The sequence below is a fragment of the Alysiella crassa DSM 2578 genome (assembly GCF_000745955.1).
Classification (GTDB): domain Bacteria; phylum Pseudomonadota; class Gammaproteobacteria; order Burkholderiales; family Neisseriaceae; genus Simonsiella; species Simonsiella crassa.
The window spans coordinates 1-19,211 of record NZ_JQKH01000029.1; the positions used below are offsets into that span (position 1 = coordinate 1).

The 19,211-nt window shown below is 42.0% G+C and carries 17 protein-coding genes and 3 tRNA genes; 5 read left to right on the forward strand and 15 right to left on the reverse strand.

Translation table 11 applies throughout. The features are described 5' to 3' along the window. The 9 genes from Q338_RS05740 to yacG all read right to left on the reverse strand — a co-directional run. The coding region (locus Q338_RS05740; protein ID WP_034292953.1) for a GTP-binding protein at positions 1 to 152 on the reverse strand (152 nt) is incomplete at its 3' end. Positions 153 to 201: 49 nt separating this feature from the next. Further along, a tRNA-Thr gene (locus Q338_RS05745) sits at positions 202 to 276 on the reverse strand. A gap of 56 nt (positions 277 to 332) precedes the next feature. Further along, positions 333 to 406: transfer RNA gene (locus Q338_RS05750), tRNA-Gly, on the reverse strand. 27 nt (positions 407 to 433) lie between these two features. After that, positions 434 to 517: transfer RNA gene (locus Q338_RS05755), tRNA-Tyr, on the reverse strand. 93 nt (positions 518 to 610) lie between these two features. Further along, positions 611 to 862: a YfhL family 4Fe-4S dicluster ferredoxin gene (locus Q338_RS05760; protein ID WP_034292955.1), complete on the reverse strand. Its 252-nt coding sequence runs from the start codon at positions 860 to 862 to the stop codon at positions 611 to 613. 97 nt (positions 863 to 959) lie between these two features. After that, entirely contained in the window at positions 960 to 1,535 is a 576-nt protein-coding gene (rsmD, locus tag Q338_RS05765; RefSeq protein WP_034292957.1) for a 16S rRNA (guanine(966)-N(2))-methyltransferase RsmD, read from the reverse strand. A 54-nt stretch (positions 1,536 to 1,589) separates the two neighbouring features. Next, entirely contained in the window at positions 1,590 to 2,054 is a 465-nt protein-coding gene (locus Q338_RS05770; protein ID WP_034292959.1) for a hypothetical protein, read from the reverse strand. Between the two features lie 51 nt (positions 2,055 to 2,105). Beyond that, positions 2,106 to 3,089 carry a lipopolysaccharide heptosyltransferase I gene (gene waaC, locus Q338_RS05775; RefSeq protein ID WP_034292963.1) on the reverse strand — a complete coding sequence of 328 codons (984 nt, stop codon included), beginning with the start codon at positions 3,087 to 3,089 and terminating at the stop codon, positions 2,106 to 2,108. A gap of 127 nt (positions 3,090 to 3,216) precedes the next feature. Further along, positions 3,217 to 3,396 (reverse strand): DNA gyrase inhibitor YacG, encoded by a 180-nt coding sequence (gene yacG, locus Q338_RS05780; RefSeq protein WP_034292965.1) that lies wholly within the window; start codon positions 3,394 to 3,396, stop codon positions 3,217 to 3,219. On the opposite strand from yacG, the gene Q338_RS15330 reads away from it, so the two are divergent. Then, positions 3,395 to 3,529, forward strand: coding sequence for a hypothetical protein (locus Q338_RS15330; RefSeq protein WP_281268603.1), 135 nt, complete (start codon positions 3,395 to 3,397; stop codon positions 3,527 to 3,529). The genes yacG and Q338_RS15330 overlap by 2 nt on opposite strands. 32 nt (positions 3,530 to 3,561) lie before the next feature. On the opposite strand, the gene glmU is transcribed toward Q338_RS15330, so the two are convergent. The 4 genes from glmU to glmS all read right to left on the reverse strand — a co-directional run bounded on the left by glmU (position 3,562) and on the right by glmS (position 8,101). Next, positions 3,562 to 5,022: a bifunctional UDP-N-acetylglucosamine diphosphorylase/glucosamine-1-phosphate N-acetyltransferase GlmU gene (gene glmU / locus Q338_RS05785; protein WP_084693549.1), complete on the reverse strand. Its 1,461-nt coding sequence runs from the start codon at positions 5,020 to 5,022 to the stop codon at positions 3,562 to 3,564. Positions 5,023 to 5,124: 102 nt separating this feature from the next. Next, positions 5,125 to 5,322, reverse strand: coding sequence for a hypothetical protein (locus Q338_RS05790; RefSeq protein WP_034292967.1), 198 nt, complete (start codon positions 5,320 to 5,322; stop codon positions 5,125 to 5,127). A gap of 287 nt (positions 5,323 to 5,609) precedes the next feature. Beyond that, positions 5,610 to 6,155: a hydroxyisourate hydrolase gene (uraH, locus tag Q338_RS05795; RefSeq protein ID WP_211249427.1), complete on the reverse strand. Its 546-nt coding sequence runs from the start codon at positions 6,153 to 6,155 to the stop codon at positions 5,610 to 5,612. Positions 6,156 to 6,259: 104 nt separating this feature from the next. Next, complete coding sequence (glmS, locus tag Q338_RS05800) at positions 6,260 to 8,101, reverse strand: glutamine--fructose-6-phosphate transaminase (isomerizing) (protein WP_034292969.1); 1,842 nt, start codon at positions 8,099 to 8,101, stop codon at positions 6,260 to 6,262. 449 nt (positions 8,102 to 8,550) lie between these two features. Here glmS and Q338_RS05805 point away from each other — a divergent pair, with 449 nt between their 5' ends. Both Q338_RS05805 and Q338_RS14420 read left to right on the forward strand, forming a co-directional pair. Further along, positions 8,551 to 10,407 carry an ABC transporter ATP-binding protein gene (locus Q338_RS05805; protein WP_034292971.1) on the forward strand — a complete coding sequence of 619 codons (1,857 nt, stop codon included), beginning with the start codon at positions 8,551 to 8,553 and terminating at the stop codon, positions 10,405 to 10,407. Positions 10,408 to 10,457: 50 nt separating this feature from the next. After that, positions 10,458 to 10,595: a hypothetical protein gene (locus Q338_RS14420; RefSeq protein ID WP_156961044.1), complete on the forward strand. Its 138-nt coding sequence runs from the start codon at positions 10,458 to 10,460 to the stop codon at positions 10,593 to 10,595. Positions 10,596 to 10,631: 36 nt separating this feature from the next. Here the strand turns inward: Q338_RS14420 and Q338_RS05810 are convergent, their stop codons facing one another. Beyond that, a complete protein-coding gene (locus Q338_RS05810; protein WP_034292973.1) occupies positions 10,632 to 11,522 on the reverse strand; it encodes a polyprenyl synthetase family protein in 891 nt (296 codons plus the stop codon). Next, positions 11,512 to 11,727 (reverse strand): exodeoxyribonuclease VII small subunit, encoded by a 216-nt coding sequence (xseB, locus tag Q338_RS05815; RefSeq protein WP_034292975.1) that lies wholly within the window; start codon positions 11,725 to 11,727, stop codon positions 11,512 to 11,514. Before xseB ends, Q338_RS05810 begins: the two co-directional genes overlap by 11 nt. A 177-nt stretch (positions 11,728 to 11,904) precedes the next feature. Between xseB and Q338_RS05820 the strand changes: the two genes are divergently transcribed. Together Q338_RS05820 and Q338_RS14995 are read left to right on the forward strand one after the other, a co-directional pair. Beyond that, positions 11,905 to 12,573, forward strand: coding sequence for a hypothetical protein (locus Q338_RS05820; protein WP_034292977.1), 669 nt, complete (start codon positions 11,905 to 11,907; stop codon positions 12,571 to 12,573). Between the two features lie 47 nt (positions 12,574 to 12,620). Beyond that, entirely contained in the window at positions 12,621 to 19,196 is a 6,576-nt protein-coding gene (locus Q338_RS14995; RefSeq protein WP_034292979.1) for a calcium-binding protein, read from the forward strand. Positions 19,197 to 19,211: the final 15 nt, after the last annotated feature.

Sequence of the window (19,211 nt, forward strand, 5' to 3'; positions counted from 1 at the left end):
TCAATTTGGTCGTAAGCTTTTGCTGTGCCGCCGAATTTTTCAGCCAAAATGGTGGTCAATGCAGCAGTCAAAGTGGTTTTACCATGGTCAACGTGACCGATGGTGCCAACGTTTACGTGCGGTTTGCTACGTTCAAATTTTTCCTTTGCCATGGCAAAATTCCTTCAAAATATATAAATTGTCAAAAATAAATTCATAAAATGGTGCCCATGGGCGGAATTGAACCGCCGACCTCTCCCTTACCAAGGGAGTGCTCTACCCCTGAGCTACATGGGCTTATTCATTCTTATAGCTACAATTTAATGATAAATTGTAGCTATGTTATTTTTATTTGGAGCGGGTGAAGGGAATCGAACCCTCACCGTAAGCTTGGAAGGCTTCTGCTCTACCATTGAGCTACACCCGCTTGTCTCTGCTCCAAATACGGAATTTTTGGTGGTGGGAGAAGGATTCGAACCTTCGAAGCTTTCGCAACAGATTTACAGTCTGCCCCCTTTGGCCGCTCGGGAATCCCACCAGAAGAGAAACCGAACTATACGGTACACCGCGCATTCGGTCAAGCCTAAATTGATATTATTTTATTATTATATTGTTTTATTGCTGATTATTTTTATTTTGCCGCGATAATTTTATGGTATTTTTCCATCAATTGTTCTTGGTTTTCGGGATTTTCTTCGTCAATTAAAATGCAATCAACTGGGCAAACCTGCTGACATTGCGGCTCATCGTAGTGTCCAACGCATTGCGTACACAAATTTGGGTTGATTTCGTAAATTTCTTCGCCCTGATAAATGGCATCATTGGGGCATTCTGGTTCGCACACATCGCAGTTAATGCACTCATCGGTAATGAATAAAGACATTTTTGGTGTTCTCGTAAAATTAAAAAAGCGCGAAATTATAGCATATTTTGTTTTTCAGGCTGCCTGAAAATGCGTTTTAACACTTTGAGAATGCTTGTTATTCTTCAGATGAAATTTGTGCCAACACCTGCATACTCTGCCCCGCTTTGCCCTGCTTCAACACTACCAACCAATCGGGCAATTCGGGCAACGCGCCCGCTTCTATATACAGCTGCGCTTCGGGCGATAATTTATCTTTTAATAAGGGAAATAATTTTGCCCAATCTTGCCACACAAATGGTGGGTCAAGCATAACCAAATCAAATATTTGCGTAGTCTGTGCCAAAAATTGCAAACCATCTTGTTGGCAAATTTGCACACGCTCTTGCACTTTAAAAATCTGCGCGTGTTCTTTCAGGCAGCCTGCAACCAAACGATTGGTTTCGCACATAAGCACTTGTTTTGCATAACGCGAAGCACTTTCAAAGCCCAGCGCACCGCTACCTGCAAACAAATCCAACACCGTCCGCCCCGTCAAATCCTGTCCCAACCAATTAAACAATCGCTCACGCACATAATCAGGTGTGGGACGCAAACTTTCAACACTGGGAAATTGAATTTTCCGACCGCGCAATTCACCACCAATAATACGAACTTGATTGCTATGTTTCGGGTTAATTTTCTTTGTATTCATAGATTTTAGACCAACTTAAAAATAACTTAAGTAATCATAAATATAAAAATATTTTTATTTTAAATAATTTTCTCTAAAATCTAAAGTCATGCCTTCAGGTAAGGGTTGCATTACCACTTTACCATCAATAACCATCTCAATCATCGTTGGATTTTGTGGCATAGGAGTGGTAGCTTGCGTGTTACTAGGGGTTTCCATAGGCAAACTCTGGCTAATTTCCTCTGATGTATTAATTACTTGCGGATTAGCTGTAACAGATCCTGTTTGCATTGGCATTTCAATATACTCTTTATAGCCACTTTGCACGTCTGTCGGCAAGGCAACAGGCGTGGGTTCTGCAACATCATGCGTTGCGACTGTGGCTGGTGGTACAGCTTGTGGAACTGGGGCAGGCGCAGTAGGTGCGGTTTCAGTCGGCTTAATTTGTTGGGTTTCCGCCTTTTTCTTTTTTGGTTTATTGTCATCGCCACAAGCAGTCAATGCCAACGCACTGGCAAGCAATAGTAAATAAGTTTTCATATTAAATACTTGTTTTAATTAAAAATAATATTAAAATAACAAAATAATTTTTCAGGCTGCCTGAATTTTATTGTGCATACACATTTGCAATAAATCAAACACTTCATTCACACTCGGCATTTGCCCAATATTGCCAATATTTCTTGCCCAATCAGATACTTGCACTCCCGTTTTCACAGGGTCGCTGTCGGTGTAAATCCCGACCAAAGGCACATTGACCGCATTCGCTAAATGCAACAAACCTGTGTCCACCCCCACCACCGCACGCGATTTTGCTAATAAATCAGCCGCTTGTAATAAATTTAATTTGGGGCAAACGCGCACAAATGGCAACGCCGCCGCCATTTGCTCGGAACGCACTTTTTCGGTTTCATTGCCCCATGTCAATAAAATGGGGCAGCCGTCTTGTTTGTATATTTTATTAAATAAATTCAACCAATTATCTTGCAACCACAATTTACTGTCGCGGCTGGTCGCGTGTAGCGCAACATAATAGTCATTGGGCAAATCTTGCAGGCTGCCTGAAACTTCGGGCGGCACGACCACACCAAAATCAGGCGCATTTTCCAATGGATAATCAAATATTTGGGCAAATAATTGCCGATTGCGCCACACCGCGTCTTCGCCTTTTTTCACGGCAAACGTTTGTGTGTAAAAATGGGCGGCGAATGGCTCACGCGCAGACTGTTTATCCAAACCCACAATCGGCGCATTCGCCATTTTGGCAAAGAGGGCAGATTTGATTAACCCTTGACTATCAATAATTTGCTCAAATTGATAACTTTGTAAATTATTTTTCAACTGATTAATTTCTTGCCAAGTCGCCGACTGAAACAATTGTTTGCGCCAACTGCGCCAACTCATCGTATGCACTTGTTTAATAAAAGGATGCAGCCGCGCAATATCGGCAAACGCGGTTTCACACAACCAATGCAATTCCAGTTCGGGGCGATGGCGCGACAAATCGGTAATCGCAGGCAGGGTGTGAATCAAATCGCCCATACTGGACAGGCGGACAAGCAATTGTTTATTCATATCAAATGGTTTTGCATTATGTGTCTGACTATTTTAACGAATTTTTGGGTTTTCAGGCAGCCTTATTTTGCAGAAAATCAATAGGCAGCCTGAAAAAACGTTCAGGCTGCCTGATTAACTATTTGAACTAGGCAAATTCATCTGCCAATTCATCGGGCGGACAGGGTATGGCGCGGCTGTCGTCTGCCCATTCGCCCAAATCGGTCAATTTGCACCGCTCGCTGCAAAAGGGGCGAAACGCGTTTTCAGGCAGCCATGCCACCGCCGCCGCACAAATGGGGCATTTGACCGTTAAAATTTGATTCATGGATTGTATTTCCTTATTTTCAGGCTGCTTTCGGGTGCACGATAAAAATCACAGTAGGGTGCGCCGTGCGCACCAAACACCACAATATTTCAATGATTCCAGCTATTTGGTACGCATGGCGCACCCTACATGAATTTTGTTGTATTTTCAGGCTGCCTGAATATCTTACCGTTTGTTTTTACGGCGTGAATGAGACTGGTTGGCAGGTTTAGCGGCTTCGTTTGGTTTTTCTGTTTCGGCTGGCGCGGCGGCTGGCTGGTCTTTGGCGGGTTTTTCGGGGCGCACCCAACCTTCCACCACAGTTTGACGCGCACGCGCTACCACCAATTTATTCGGCTCGCAATCTTTGGTAATCACGCTGCCTGCGCCTGTGGTGGCTTTGTCGCCAATTTTCACAGGGGCAACCAACATCGTGTCCGAACCAATACGCACTTCATCGCCAATCACGGTTTGGTATTTGTTCACGCCATCATAATTGCAAGTAATCGTGCCTGCGCCGATATTGGTTTTCGTGCCAATGGTCGCGTCGCCCAAATAAGTGAGATGGTTGGCTTTGCTGCCTTTGCCGATGGTGGTGTTTTTCACTTCCACAAAATTGCCAATATGCACTTCGTCCGCCAACACCGCTTTGGGGCGCAAACGGGCAAATGGACCAATTTGAGCATTTGCTCCCACTTCGCAATCTTCCAAATGGCTAAACGGGGCAATCACGGTATTTTCGCCAATTTTCGCGTTTTTAATCACGCAATTTGCGCCAATTTGCACGCCATCAGCCAATGCCACATCGCCTTCAAACACAGCATTCACATCAATAATCACATCTTGCCCACATTTCAGGCTGCCCCGAATGTCCACACGCATGGGGTCAAGCAGGGTTACGCCTTGTTTGAGCAATTCGCTGGCTTGGCGATTTTGATAAATGCGTTCCAATTCTGCCAATTGCATTTTATTGTTTACGCCCGCCGCCAAATACGAAGCGCGTACCGCCATCGGCAACACGTCCACGTCATCGCGCACCGCCAAACCCACCACATCGGTTAAATAATATTCGCCTTGCGCGTTTTCCGCGCTTAAGGCATTGAGCCAATTTTCTAAATTTTTATTGGGCAAAACAAAAATGCCCGTATTGATTTCACGAATGGCTTTTTGTTCAATACGCGCGTCTTTTTCTTCTACGATGGCTTCTACTTTGCCTTCACGGTTGCGGATAATGCGCCCATAGCCTGTGGGATTGTTCAAAACATCGGTTAATAGGGCAACTTGTTCGCCAGCCGTGTCCAGCAAATCCACCAAAGTTTCTGTGTTAATCAAAGGCACATCACCATACAACACCAGCGTGCGACCATAAGGCGGAATATGCGGCAGAGCCATTTTCACGGCATGACCCGTACCCAATTGTTCGGTTTGTTCTACCCAAGTGATGTTTTTTTTGTGGGCAAGCTGTGCCAAAACCTGTTCTTTGCCGTGTCCGATAACCACATTAATATTGCTGGGTTTGAGCGTTTCGGCGGTATCAATCACGTGTTCCAACATGGATTTGCCTGCGATTTTATGCAGCACTTTGGGCAATTTGGAATACATGCGCGTGCCTTTTCCCGCAGCGAGTATGATGACATTGAGCGACATTTTGGGGTTCCTTGTAAATTTGGATAAATATTGATTTTAAAAAATGGGGCAATTCTAACATTTCAGGCAGCCTGCGAATATAGGGGCTGCCTGAAAAAACCATCAATCGGGTAACACAACGTGTTGTTGTGGGCGCATTTCATGATAATGCGTATTTTGCGAAGCCGCGCCATTGGTGTAATACACGCCTGCGCCTGTGGGGTATTTCTGGCGAATTTGCGTTTTGCCGTGTTGGTCGGTCGCGAATTCCCAAGTACACGCCGACAATGCCAATACGCTCAATAATACAACTGTTTTCATCTGCGGATAACTTTCTGAATGTGAAAATTTAGATTGTAAACCTTTTTATCTGATTCAGGCAGCCTGCATACTTATCCACAGTTTATCCACAGTTTATCCACAACTTACTCACAGCTTATCCACAGACTTATCCACAGGAGAAATTTATATTTTTATTAAAATAATTCAAATAATTAAACTAAAAATACAAAAGTTATCCACAGGTTTTTAGCGCAAAAATACAGGCAGCCTGAAAAACCATTTTTATGGATGATTTTTCAGGCTGCCTGATTCACAAAACAAAAATATTAACTGCCGCGATAAGTGCTGTATCCAAATGGCGACAAGGTAATCGGCACATGATAATGCTTGCCGCCCTTGATGTTGAACGCCACTTCCACATACGGATAGAAAGTTGGCACATTCAATTTACCATAATAATCCGCCGTGTGGAAAACCAGTTTGTAAGTGCCATCGTTGGCATTGTCATTGCCATCGGTTTTGGGCAGGAAATCGGGAATACGACCGTTGTCGTTGGTGTATTTGGTGTCCAGCAATTTCCACGAACCGCCAGCTTGCCATTTTTTCAGTTCAATTTTCACATTGGCAGCAGGAATGCCCGAATTGATGTCCAAAACATGGCTGGTTAATTGGTAAACAGGTTTTTTGATTGGTTCTCTTACACCACCAATTCCACCTGCCCATACTTCCTTATCGTTAGATTGTGCCGTCCCATCGCCAAAACCAAAAAGTGTTGCCCCAAAGATTTCGGCGTCTTTCTTACCTGTTTCCGCCCAAACCATTTGGCTCGCCAACAAACCCGACAGCAAAACTGCACTCATTTTCTTCATCATGATTGTTCTCCTAAAAAAGACTTGCCCAGTAGTCTAACAAAAATTCAGGCAGCCTGAAAACCATTTTTGTGATTTTCAGGCTGCCTGAATTAAATTGGCGATGATTATTCTACGGTAACCGATTTCGCCAAATTGCGCGGTTTATCCACATCCGTGCCACGCGCCAAAGCCGCATGATACGACAACAACTGCACAGGAATCGTATGCACAATCGGCGACAAAGTCCCCACATGACGCGGTGTGCGAATCACATGCACCGTGTCGCTGTCGCTGGTGTAATCGCTGTCCAAATCGGTAAACACAAACAGCTCGCCACCACGCGCCGACACTTCCTGCATGTTCGCTTTCACTTTGTCCAGCAAACCATCGTGCGGCGCAATCACCACAATCGGCATATTCTCATCAACCAAAGCCAATGGACCATGCTTCAATTCGCCAGCAGGATAGGCTTCCGCGTGAATATAAGTAATTTCTTTCAATTTCAACGCGCCTTCCAAAGCAATCGGGTAATGAATGCCGCGACCCAAGAACAATGCGCTGGATTTTTGCGCAAATTTCTGCGCCCAAGCCGCGATTTGCGGTTCAAGGTTCAAAGCGTGCTGAATGCTGCCTGAAAGCTCGCGCAATTCCTGTGTGTAACTTGCCAATTTTTCATCGGAAACCAAACCACGCATTTTGCCCAAAGTTACCGCCAAACCAAACAAAACAACCAATTGTGTGGTAAACGCTTTGGTGGACGCGACACCGATTTCCGCCCCAGCGCGTGTGTACAACACCAATTCACTGTTGCGCGGCAAAGCCGATTCCATCACATTGCAAATGGACAAGCTGTGTTTGTGTCCCAAAGATTGCGCGAATTTCAAGGCTTCCATCGTGTCCAACGTTTCGCCCGATTGCGAAATCGTGATAATCAACTGTTTCGGATTGGCGATGACATCGCGGTAACGGTATTCGCTGGCGATTTCCACATCGGTGGGAATTTTGGCGATGGATTCCAGCCAATATTTGCTGGTCAAAGCGGAATAATACGATGTGCCACACGCCAAAATCTTAATGCTGTCAATTTCTTGGAAAACCTGTGGCGCGTTTTTGCCAAAATTTTCGGGAATAAAACCACCGTCCAAAAACACTTCGGCTGTGTCGGCAACGGCGCGTGGCTGCTCGTGGATTTCTTTTTGCATGAAATGGTTGTAAACGCCCAATTCCAAAGAAGCCAGCGACAAACCCGATGTTTTGATTTCACGTTGGATTTCGCTGCCATTTTTGTCCAACAATTTCACAAAACCATTGGCGTTGAGCAAGGCAATGTCGCCGTCTTCCAAATAGCTGATTTGGCGCGTGAACGCAATCACAGCCGACACATCGGACGCGATAAACGTCTCATTTTCGCCCAAAGCCACCAGCAAAGGGCAACCCATACGCGCCACCACCATGTTTTCAAAATTGTCTTGGGCAATCACAGCAATGGCATACGCGCCATGAAAACGGGCGCAGGCTGCCTGAACGGCGGCGAGCAAATCGCCACCGTTTTGTTCGTATTCGTGGCGCACGCTGTGGGAAATCACTTCGGTGTCGGTTTGCGATTCAAATTCGTAACCCAATTCGCGCAAACGGCTGCGTTCCGCTTCAAAATTTTCAATAATGCCATTGTGGACAACCGCGATTTTGCCGCCCGAAATATGGGGGTGGGCATTGGGTTCGGTTACGCCGCCGTGCGTTGCCCAGCGTGTGTGTCCAATGCCGATTTGTCCGTTTACGCCTTTGTCGTGGGCGGCGGCTTCCATGTTTGCCACGCGACCAATGCGGCGTACGCGCTTGATTTTGCCGTCTTGCAACACGGCAATGCCTGATGAGTCATAGCCACGATATTCCAGACGTTTCAAGCCGTCTGTGAGAAATTCAACCACATTGTGATTTGCGCGAATGGCGCCAACGATACCGCACATAAAAGTTCCTTAGTATCAAAAAGTTTAAAAAATCAGGCAAACTGACTTTCAGGCTGCCTGAACATGGGAAAGCGCGATTATACGCAGGAATTGTGTTAAAAAATGTTCATAGCCTGCGAAGAATCGTAGGCGAAATCATGTTATGAAAAAACCAAATTGATAAACTAAAGCTGCCTCGTTATTGGCTAACTAGGCACTTTAATTTGCACCGCAAATCATAGACGGTTTGTGAAATCAAAAATGTGGTTTTCATTTCCTATTCAGAAAACGATTTTGAAAATTGGCGCGAAGATTTGGATTTAAGCGAGATTCCAGCAACATAATTGCCAAACAAACTGATTTCGCCCTTTTCCCATTGATGTGCTTGCGTTAAAATACAAAACTTTATTTAATTCAATCAGGCAGCCTGAAATTTTCAGGCTGCCTAAACTTATCCAGAAATGATGACGATGAAACAAAAATTAACCCAATTATTCACATGGTTTGAAAGCCGCATTGAACCCTATCCCGACACCCAACCCGTTACCCCCAACAAAGGGCTGTTTCCCTTTATTTGGTCGTGCATAGACGGTTTGCGTGGCTGGATTTTGGTGCTGGCGGTGTTTTCCGCAGGCATGGGCATTTTGGAAGCCCTGCTGTTTCAGTTTATGGGCAAAATTGTGGACTGGCTGGGCGCGTCTTCCCCCCAAACCTTTTTTGGCGAACACGGTTGGGCGTTGTTTGGCATGGCTTTGGTGCTGATTTTGTCGGTGGTGTGGCGATTTTTCAATTCGGTGGTGCGTTTGCAAACTTTGCAAGGCGTGTTTCCCATGCGTTTGCGTTGGAATTTCCACCGTTTGATGTTGGCGCAATCGCTGGGTTTTTACCAAGATGAATTTGCGGGGCGCGTGTCTGCCAAAGTCATGCAAACCGCGTTGGCGGTGCGCGAAGTGGTCATGACCATTGTGGGCATGGTGGTGTATGTGGGCGTGTATTTTTTGAGTACGGGCGTGATTTTGGTTGCGCTGGACGGCTGGTTGCTCGTACCGTTTATTTTGTGGATGGTGTTGTTTGCTTTGACGATGAGATTGCTCATTCCCAAACTCGCCAAAACCGCCCAACGCCAAGCAGACGCACGCAGCCTGATGACGGGTCGCATTACCGATGCGTATTCCAATATTGCCACGGTTAAACTCTTCTCGCACGGCGCACGCGAAGCGCGTTATGCCAAAGAAAGCATGGAAGAATTTATGGTAACCGTTCACGCGCAAATGCGTTTGGCAACTTTGTTGGACACTTGCACTTTTGCCGTGAATGCGTTTTTGACTTTATCCACTGCCGTGATTGGTGTGTGGTTGTGGCATTCAGGCAGCGTGTCGGCTGGCGCGGTGGCGGTGGCGATTACGATGACGTTCCGCATCAACGGTTTATCGCAATACATCATGTGGGAAAGCGCGGCTTTGTTTGAAAACATCGGCACGGTAACAGACGGCATGACCACATTGTCCAAACCGCACACCATTTTGGACAAACCCGCCGCCCTGCCTTTGAAAGTGGAACGTGGCGAAATCCGTTTTGAACACGTTGATTTTTCATACGAAAGCGGTAAGCCTTTGCTCAATGGTTTCAATTTAAACATTAAGGCGGGCGAAAAAGTCGGCTTGATTGGGCGAAGTGGCGCGGGCAAATCCACGATTGTGAATTTGCTGTTGCGTTTTTACGAGCCGCAAAGTGGCGCAATCCACATTGACGGTCAAAACATCAACGACATCACGCAAGAAAGTTTACGCGCTCAAATTGGTTTGGTTACGCAAGACACGAGTTTGTTGCACCGTTCGGTGCGCGACAATATTGTTTACGGTCGCCCCAATGCAACGGACGAAGAAATGTTTCAGGCAGCCCAAAAAGCGGAAGCGGCAGATTTCATTCCACAACTGTCGGACGCAAAAGGCAGAACAGGCTATGACGCACACGTTGGCGAACGCGGCGTGAAATTGTCGGGCGGACAACGCCAACGCATTGCCATTGCGCGTGTGATGTTGAAAGACGCGCCCATTTTGCTGTTGGACGAAGCCACCAGCGCGTTGGACAGCGAAGTGGAAGCCGCCATTCAGCAAAGTCTGGACAAGATGATGGACGGCAAAACGGTGATTGCGATTGCCCACCGATTGTCCACCATCGCGGCAATGGACAGATTGATTGTGCTGGACAAAGGCAAAATCGTGGAAGAAGGCAGCCACGCGGAATTGTTGGCAAAAGGCGGTTTGTACGCGAAATTGTGGGCGCACCAATCGGGCGGATTTTTGCCTGAACATGTGGAGAGTTGATTTTCAGGCTGCCTGAAAGTCCTAGCGGACGGCAAAATGTAGGGTGCGCCGTGCACACCGAATTTTCACGAAAAAATGATTTTTGTGGGGATTTGGTGCGTGGTACGCACCCTACGGAGCTGCCTGAAAATAAACCCATCACCATATTGAGTTTACAAGCCAAGCTACCAAAACAAAAGGCAGCCTGAAAACTTTTCAGGCTGCCTTTTTTTATTGCGGACAACTCAATTCTGCCGCACCACCACAAACTCCGCCAATTCACGCAATCGCGCCGCGCGCTCCCCAAACGGTGCGAGCGCGTCCACCGCTTGCGCCACCAAATCTTCCGCATATTTTCGCGCCGCCGCCAAACCCATTAATTTCACATAAGTGGGTTTATTCGCTTCGCTGTCTTTGCCTGCGGTTTTGCCCAGCGTGGCGGTGTCGGCTTCGCAGTCCAACACATCATCAATCACTTGAAACGCCAAACCCAGTTTGCTGGCGTACACGTCCAAACGCGCCAATTGTTCATCATTCAAATCGGGGCAACTCAAACCGCCCAACGCCACCGCCGCACGAATCAATGCGCCTGTTTTCAGGCTGTGCATATTTTCCAATTCGGCTTGCGACAAATCCGCGCCCACATTCGCCAAATCAATCGCTTGACCGCCCGCCATGCCCACGCTGCCCGAAGCCCGTGCCAACACATTGAGCATACGCATTTGTCGCGCCGCCGCCAAATCCGTTGGCACAGACAAAACATCAAACGCCAAAGTTTGCAAAGCATCGCCCACCAACAAAGCCGTTGGCTCGTCATATTGGATATGGCAAGTGGGTTTGCCGCGCCGCAGGCTGTCATTGTCCATAGCGGGCATATCGTCATGCACCAGCGAATAAACGTGTATGCACTCCACCGCCACCGCCGCCGCTTCACAGGCAGCCTGAACCGAATTGCCCAATTCCGCCGCCGCAAAAACCAGCAAAGGGCGCAAACGCTTGCCGCCACCCAGCGTTACATAGCGCATGGCTTCGTGTAGGGTTTCGGGCGACTGGGTGGGCTGGGGCAAAGCACGTTCTAATAAGATTTCGGTTTGGGCGGCGGCACGTTGTTGCCATTGTTTTAATTCAGGATTCATCTAGGTTTAGCTCCTTTAATTGCTGATTATCAAATAGGTGCAATTGTTGTTCCACATCAGCCAATTTGCGTTGGCAAAACTGGGCTAATTCGCTGCCTTCCAGATACAGTGCGAGCGCGTGGTCTAATCCAAGTGCTTGATTTTGCATTTCTTGCGTAATGGCTTCTAGCCGCGCCAATGCGGTTTCAAAACTTAATTCGGTCATGGCAATTTGATGGTTTTGAGGAAAATGAAATTATACGCGAAATTTTGGGGTGGGCAGGCTGAAAATATTTGATAAGCAACAAGATTATGAACTTTCAGGCTGCCTGTAAATTGCTTGACAAGTGATGATAATTGTTTTACTTTTTCTTTTTAAAGAATCTCCAAATGAGAAAATATCATGAAAAAATGGTTTGTTTGTTTTGCGATTGTTTTGGGGTTGAGTGGGTGTAAACCCATTGAAAACATGACACGAATTATAGAGAGCAATTTGAAAACAACGATTCAAGTCATACAATTTTTCTTTCCCTTTACCCGACCTAACCGATATCCACCACACACATGGCAGGAAGAAGTACGGCTGGCTGATGGTTCAATTATTTTGGTGGAACGTACTAAAAAAAATCGACACAGTTCACTGCGTATACTTGATACAAAAGGCTTGAATGCACCACCTACTTGGTCTAATAATGAATTTATTTTTCTTTTAGATAAAGATAAAGATGGGATTTGGTATATTGTTACAAAACGAGCTGGGGAATTATGTACAGAATGGGGAGCAAAATTGTATTACAAACAATATAAAGCAATAAATGGACAATGGAAATTAGTTGAATTTGATACAAAACTAGATGGCAGAAGAAATAATTTGCACTATAATATTTATCAATATCACGATTTCCCTGTAACATTTAATTCAAATGCTTATAAAGATTTGCCTAAAATATTAAAGATTGATGACAATGAACGTCATTACTTAAATTTCCATGAAATGAAAGGTCATGATATACGTTATAAACGCTCAACGAGTCATATAGAAATTGAATCACATAGATTCCCTTGTGAATAAATTTTATACTTTAATTATTTTTATATTTTTTACTAAAGGAAAGTATTATGAATATCCAAACTTATGCTCACTTATCTGCACATGCTTATCATAAAACAAATGATAAAAACCGCATGACATTACCTGACGGCTTTGAGGTTTTGGAGTGGGAAAAAGATCACCCTGTTACAGGCTTTTCTGCTGGTGCATATAAAAAAGGGGATGAAATTGTGATTTCATTCGCGGGGACAAATGAGCAGGATACAGAAAATTTAGCCATTTTTCTTAAAGATTGGAAAAATAATGGAGAAATGGGTTTAGGTTTAAGTAGCACATTTAATGAAAACAGTCAACTAGTTCAAGCTGTTGATTTCGTTTTGGGAATTATGAGTACAAATAAAAATGCAACTATTAGTTTTACAGGGCATTCTTTGGGAGGTGGGCTGGCATCTCTTATGGGTGTTTTGTTTGATAGACCTGCTTATATTTTTGATACTGCTCCATTTGAAGCAGCAGCATTAGATTATGATTTAATTAGTAAATTAAAAACTTATCTCAAAAATAAAAACTTAATTAATATTTCAGATTCATTGTCTGAATATATTGAGATGGCAAATAAAATACAACTTTCTGCAAGCATTGAAAAGGCAATGGCAGTACAACATCCATACGCAATAACACCATCACCATATCCTGAAAATCCTAGAATGGATTATACTGAGCTATTAAATGAATACAAAAGACGTGAGAATAATATTTCTAGTCATTATGTACAAGGAGAAATTCTATCTTTATTAAGAAATAATGAAGGTGGACTTTTAGATGCTAGCAAAATACATAACAAGGAATTGGTGATGGCTACTGCGGCTACTAGTGCTGCTTTAGTGGCAATGCCAACTCTTTCAATTCCTCTTGCATTCATTGGAATGCATGTTATGTACGGAGGTATAGCAACAGCAGGAACAATGTATTTACAAGGTTTTGGTACAATTGGTAATGAAGACCATAAAATTGAATTATCAACAGAACAAACATTAAACCTTATTAATAGACATAGTATTAATTTATTGCAAGCTTTAACAGAAAGTCCAAAATTTCAACAAGCTATTAATAAAACACCACTTACCAGAGCACTAGAATTAATTTTTGATAAAAATTTGTATGCTGCTGAAGACACAGAGAAAGAAGAGTTATTTCATGATTTCTTAATTCGCATTGTTCAACAACATGTAGGTGGTGTATTACTTGCTAGCCCTACATCTAAGACTGGTCAAACTGTTAAGAAAACAACAGTTTTAGATCAGTTTGCAGAAGGGTTAAATCATCTTTCAGAAAGTGTATCATCTCTTCCAAGTAAGAACTTTGTCTTACAAGAAGCTATTTATGCACAAATGATTGAATGGTTTTACCATAAAATTGGTACAAATTTTAATTATGATGAAAAAGATTTTTTTCAAACTGTTACTGATGTATTGCGATATACAACTGCAGCAGGTGAAGGATTTAAGGTAGAAAGGAAAAATAACACTTTAAACTTTGTTAATAAATATTTAAATGAAGAAGGGATTATTATTCAAGGTGTAGTTAAATTAGAAGAACCAACAAAATTTAATGATAAAGAGCAATGGAGCTTTGTTACCAATAAAGCAGTTAGTGTTGTTTCTGCGCTTGATGAAAATAAAACCCAGTTTATGCAGGGGAATGTGGGTGATGACGAAATGTCAGGCAGCCTGAAAGATGATATTTTAATTGGTTTTAATGGCGATGATATTTTAAAAGGCAATCATGGCGATGATGTTTTGATTGCAGGTGCAGGAAAAGATGAACTATTTGGTGGTCAAGGGAAAGACCGTTATATTGTTGATAAATTAGATGAAATTACCGATGAAGATGGTAAGGGTACAGTGGAATTATTTGATGCTGTTAGTGAAACCAAGAAAAAATTAACAGGAGGAGGAGAAGGAAGTCAGAAAGCAACAGAAGGTGGCGTTTATATCAATCAAGAAGATGGCACAGTTTATCACTGGGAAGGTAAGGGCGGTAAATTAATTGTGGATGGTGGTTTGGTTATCCATAATTTTAACAATGGTGATTTGGATATTGAATTGATGCAAGAGACCCCTCCACTACCACCACCCAATCCTAATGACCGTACGCCTACTTATGGTGGCGCACCTAAAACATATTCACCCATTATCATTGATATGGATGGTAATGGTGTACAAACTACGTCTATGAATGCACATAAAGTGTATTTTGATTTAGATGCGAATGGTTTTGCAGAACGCACTGGCTGGGTGGCACAGGGCGATGCAATGCTTGTGCGTGATTTAAATGGTAATGGTTTAATTGATAATGGCTTGGAGTTATTTGGTAACCGTACCATGCTGAATAATAATCTTCAGGCAGATAATGGTTTTATTGCTTTGGCAGAATTAGACAGTAATGATGATAAAGTCATTACTGAATCTGATGCTGCATGGGCAGAATTGAAATTATGGCGTGATATCAATCAAAATGCCAAAGTAGATGCCAATGAATTACAAGATTTGACAGAATCTGGCTTAAAAGCCTTGTCTATTGATTATACAGAGTCGCAACATATTGATGAACATGGCAATGAACATAAACAAATCAGCCATGTTACATGGGAAGATGGGCGTACTTCACAGGCTGCCGATATTTGGTTTAAAACCCATTTAGCCGACACACGTTATGTGGGGGAGAAAGTATCACTTTCAGATGAAATTAAAGCATTACCCAATATTTATTCTTTTGGTAATGTCCCCGATTTACATATCGCAATGGCAAAAGATACTGTTTTAAAAGAAAAAGTACAAAATTATTTAGCCGCCTCTGATGTGGAAAAACAAAATTTACTTTTGCCATTGATTTATCGCTGGGCAGGAGTAGAAGATATTGCGATTAATAGTCGTGGTACTTACTTAAAAGATGCTCGCACTTTAGAGACATTAGAGCGTTTAGTTGGTGAGAAATTCTATCAAATTTTGCACAATACCGCCAATCCATATCAAAATGCTACTCAAATCTTGGAACAAGAGTTTGAGAAATTTGTACATTATGTAGATGCTAATTTAAAAGCATATCAAAACCCATTATTTACTAAAGTAATTAATACAGAAAAAAATGTAGAAACTTATGATTGGACTGCATTAATTCATCATGCTAAAGAATTATTTAGTAATAATGAAAAAGAGAAAATTATTTCACTTGCCCATATTGCACATGGTTTAACTACTTATAGTTCTTCTTTGGAAGAGACCTTAAAAGAAATGATTGGGTTAATTTCTCATGATACTCATCATATAGAATTGTTTGGGCTATTAAGTAAAAATACTATAATATATGGTACAAGTGAAGATGATGTTTTAAAAGATATTACCACTTGGGAAGGTAAGGGTGATGAAGTTCTTTTGGGATATGCAGGAAATGACAATTTGAGAGGTGGATTTGGAAATGATTTTTTAATTGGTGGTGAGGGGGATGATTCTTTAGATGGCGGTACTGGAAACGATGTATTGGTTGGCGATGATGGTAATGATTATTTAAATGGTGATAATGGTAATGATGTCTTAATTGGTGGTCTTGGTAATGATGCTCTATATGGTGGAAAAGGGGTAAATACTTACATTTTTGGACGTCATTTTGGTCAAGATACAATCAATAATTTGGATAGTATTGGGGATATTATTCGCTTTGTTGAAGGCATTACATTATCAGAGTTAAGTTTCATTCGTTCTGATAACAAGTTAATTATTAAGCATCATAATAATTTAGATAAAATTACTATAAATGATTTTTTCAGTATTTATCATAATGATTTCTTTGGTATCCAGTCTATTGAATTTGATGATGGTACTATTTTTTCTTTAGACGATATTAAGGCAATTGTACAGCAATCAACTGATAATGATGATGTTTTATATGCTTACGACTCAGGTAGTACATTATCAGCAGGATTAGGTAATGATAGTTTAAATGGAAAAAATGGTAATGATTATTTAGATGGTGGTGCTGGTAATGATTATTTAGATGGTAGAGCAGGCAATGATATTTTAATTGGTGGGGAAGGTAATGATAGCTTACGCGGTGGAACTGGTTCAAATAGTTACATTTTTGGATTGAATTTTGGTCATGATGTAGTATCTTCTAATTATAATTGGGGACAATCTGAAAATAATGTAAATATCATTCAATTTATTGATGGTATACAAGCATCAGATTTAGAATTTTTTAAATCAAATAATGAAAATAGCTTAATTATCTTAACAAAAACTGGAGATAATCAAGTAACGATTGAAGATTTCTTCTATTCTGAATTGATTACATATCAAATTCATTTTGATAATGGTGTCATTTTAGGTAAAAAGGAAATTGAATTATTGAACCCAGTTAAAATGTTAAGGGGTACAAATCGTAATGATAGCTTGCATGCAGCTAATCATGCTGATCATGCAATCTATGCTGGTATGGGACATGATTCACTACACGGCAAAGATGGGAATGATATTTTGTATGGTGAAGAGGGTGATGATTATTTATATGGTAAAAATGGGAATGATTCGTTACATGGTGGCACTGGAAATGACAGATTATCTGGTGAACATGGAGATGATACCTTAATTGGTGGGGAAGGTAATGACTCCTTATCAGGGGAGGATGGTAATGACACCCTCAACGGTGGCTTGGGACAAGATTGGCTATCTGCTGGACAAGGAGATGATACACTCAATGGTGGGGAAGGCAATGATAAATTATCTGGTGATGCAGGTTTTGATACCTATGTTTTCTCAAGCAATTGGGGACAAGATACCATTTTATCTCAACACTATTTACGTGAAACTCGTTATGCCAATACAGATCGTATTGTATTGGAAGCAACCTTACCTGAAGACATCCAATTAAGTTATCAAGCAAAGAATAATAACTCATTAGATGTAATCATTACCCACAAAACCACAGGCGATACCATTACCATTCAAGAACAATTTATTGCAGAAAATGATGGCTCCAATATTCAGGCTGCCTCTATTTCCAGTATTGTGTTTGCAGATGGTACAGTATGGGATACCGAAACCATTTTGCAAAAAATGTTGATTGGCACAGACCAAGATGACCGAATTATTGGCTTTGCTCGTAATGACACTTTAAATGGTGGTAAAGGTTATGACTTTTTGGTTGGTGGACAAGGTTCTGATACTTATGTATTTGATGAACATTGGGGCTACGATTCCATTTCAGAAACCAAAGGAAATGCACATAATGAACGCATTGTCTTTACACAAGCTACATCCGATGAAATTACTGTTCAACGTAATTGGGATTGGGTTATCCTGACTCATGTCAATGAACAAGATGTGGTTCGCATTAGTAGAGAATCTATTGAAGCATTTACAATAGAATTTGCTGATGGTGTGGTATGGAATTATGAAACCATTAAACAAAAAACGCTGCAAGGCTCTGTCCAAAATGACTATTTAAATGGTTTTGACAGTGATGATGTGATTAATGGTTTTGCTGGTGATGATATGTTATCTGGCGGAGAAGGCAATGATGTATTAAATGGCGGCACAGGTAATGATAGATTATATGGCGATGGTGGACAAAATCGCTATGTGTTTTCTCAAGATTGGGGGCAAGATAATGTGTATTTATCCCCTGATTATGGCAACAAGAAAATTGAAACCATTGCTTTAGAACAGGCATTGGCTCATCAAATTTCTGTACGCCGTGAAAGCCAAGATTTGGTTTTGCAACATCAAAATGGTTTAGATAATATCCGTATTAATCAATATTTTAGTGAAAAAGATGGATATTCTCTAGCCGTAGAATTTGCTGATAGCACAACATGGGCAGCAGAAGATATGATGAGGAAAGCCATTGAAGTAACTGATTTATCAGACCAAATTGAGAGTGTATCAGAAAATGATGTCATTCATGCTGGTAAAGGTGATGATGTTTTACGTTCACATTACAATAGTGTTATTTTAAATGGTGGTGAAGGACGTGATACATTATATGGCTCTGGTCAATTAAATGGTGGGGCTGATAATGATGTCATCGATACGCGTAGTCCTATCATGTTTGTTGGCTGGGAATTAGGAATGCCCATATCTAATCAAAACACCATCATTCATGGCGGAACGGGTAATGATTTATTGTATGGTAGTACTGCTGATGATATTTATACATTTGATATTGGCGATGGAACCGATGTATTGATGGAAAGTACACCTGAAAGAGCAAACCCTTATTTTGCCGCTTCTCATGATATTGTTCGATTTGGACAAGGTGTACAATCCAGTAATATTCAGTATCATCGTTCCAATAATGACTTAATTATTCAATATAATGAAAATGATAAAGTCATTATCAATAATCAATTTGATGAATCTGAAGCAGCACAACATTTTAAAGTGGATGAAATTCAGTTTGCTGATGGTAGTAAAATGTTGGCGACTGAATTTGAAGCATTAGCCAACCAGTCTATTACTTCTGCTGATACTTTAATTCAAGCTATGGCTGCATTTGGTTCTCATCCTACAGGTACAGGCTTGGTTGACCATACAATGAGTGGCGAACCGATGATTTTACCCATCATGCATGGTGATATGTTTAGATAAATCATAAACCTATAT

Bases quoted from the DNA above. Each gene is read 5' to 3' on its own strand.
- Q338_RS05760 (WP_034292955.1), bottom strand. From the start codon at position 862: ATGTCTTTATTCATTACCGATGAGTGCATTAACTGCGATGTGTGCGAA.
- rsmD (WP_034292957.1), bottom strand. From the start codon at position 1,535: ATGAATACAAAGAAAATTAACCCGAAACATAGCAATCAAGTTCGTATT.
- Q338_RS05770 (WP_034292959.1), bottom strand. From the start codon at position 2,054: ATGAAAACTTATTTACTATTGCTTGCCAGTGCGTTGGCATTGACTGCT.
- waaC (WP_034292963.1), bottom strand. From the start codon at position 3,089: ATGAATAAACAATTGCTTGTCCGCCTGTCCAGTATGGGCGATTTGATT.
- Q338_RS15330 (WP_281268603.1), top strand. From the start codon at position 3,395: ATGGATTGTATTTCCTTATTTTCAGGCTGCTTTCGGGTGCACGATAAA.
- yacG (WP_034292965.1), bottom strand. From the start codon at position 3,396: ATGAATCAAATTTTAACGGTCAAATGCCCCATTTGTGCGGCGGCGGTG.
- glmU (WP_084693549.1), bottom strand. From the start codon at position 5,022: ATGTCGCTCAATGTCATCATACTCGCTGCGGGAAAAGGCACGCGCATG.
- Q338_RS05790 (WP_034292967.1), bottom strand. From the start codon at position 5,322: ATGAAAACAGTTGTATTATTGAGCGTATTGGCATTGTCGGCGTGTACT.
- uraH (WP_211249427.1), bottom strand. From the start codon at position 6,155: ATGATGAAGAAAATGAGTGCAGTTTTGCTGTCGGGTTTGTTGGCGAGC.
- glmS (WP_034292969.1), bottom strand. From the start codon at position 8,101: ATGTGCGGTATCGTTGGCGCCATTCGCGCAAATCACAATGTGGTTGAA.
- Q338_RS05805 (WP_034292971.1), top strand. From the start codon at position 8,551: ATGAAACAAAAATTAACCCAATTATTCACATGGTTTGAAAGCCGCATT.
- Q338_RS05810 (WP_034292973.1), bottom strand. From the start codon at position 11,522: ATGAATCCTGAATTAAAACAATGGCAACAACGTGCCGCCGCCCAAACC.
- xseB (WP_034292975.1), bottom strand. From the start codon at position 11,727: ATGACCGAATTAAGTTTTGAAACCGCATTGGCGCGGCTAGAAGCCATT.
- Q338_RS05820 (WP_034292977.1), top strand. From the start codon at position 11,905: ATGAAAAAATGGTTTGTTTGTTTTGCGATTGTTTTGGGGTTGAGTGGG.
- Q338_RS14995 (WP_034292979.1), top strand. From the start codon at position 12,621: ATGAATATCCAAACTTATGCTCACTTATCTGCACATGCTTATCATAAA.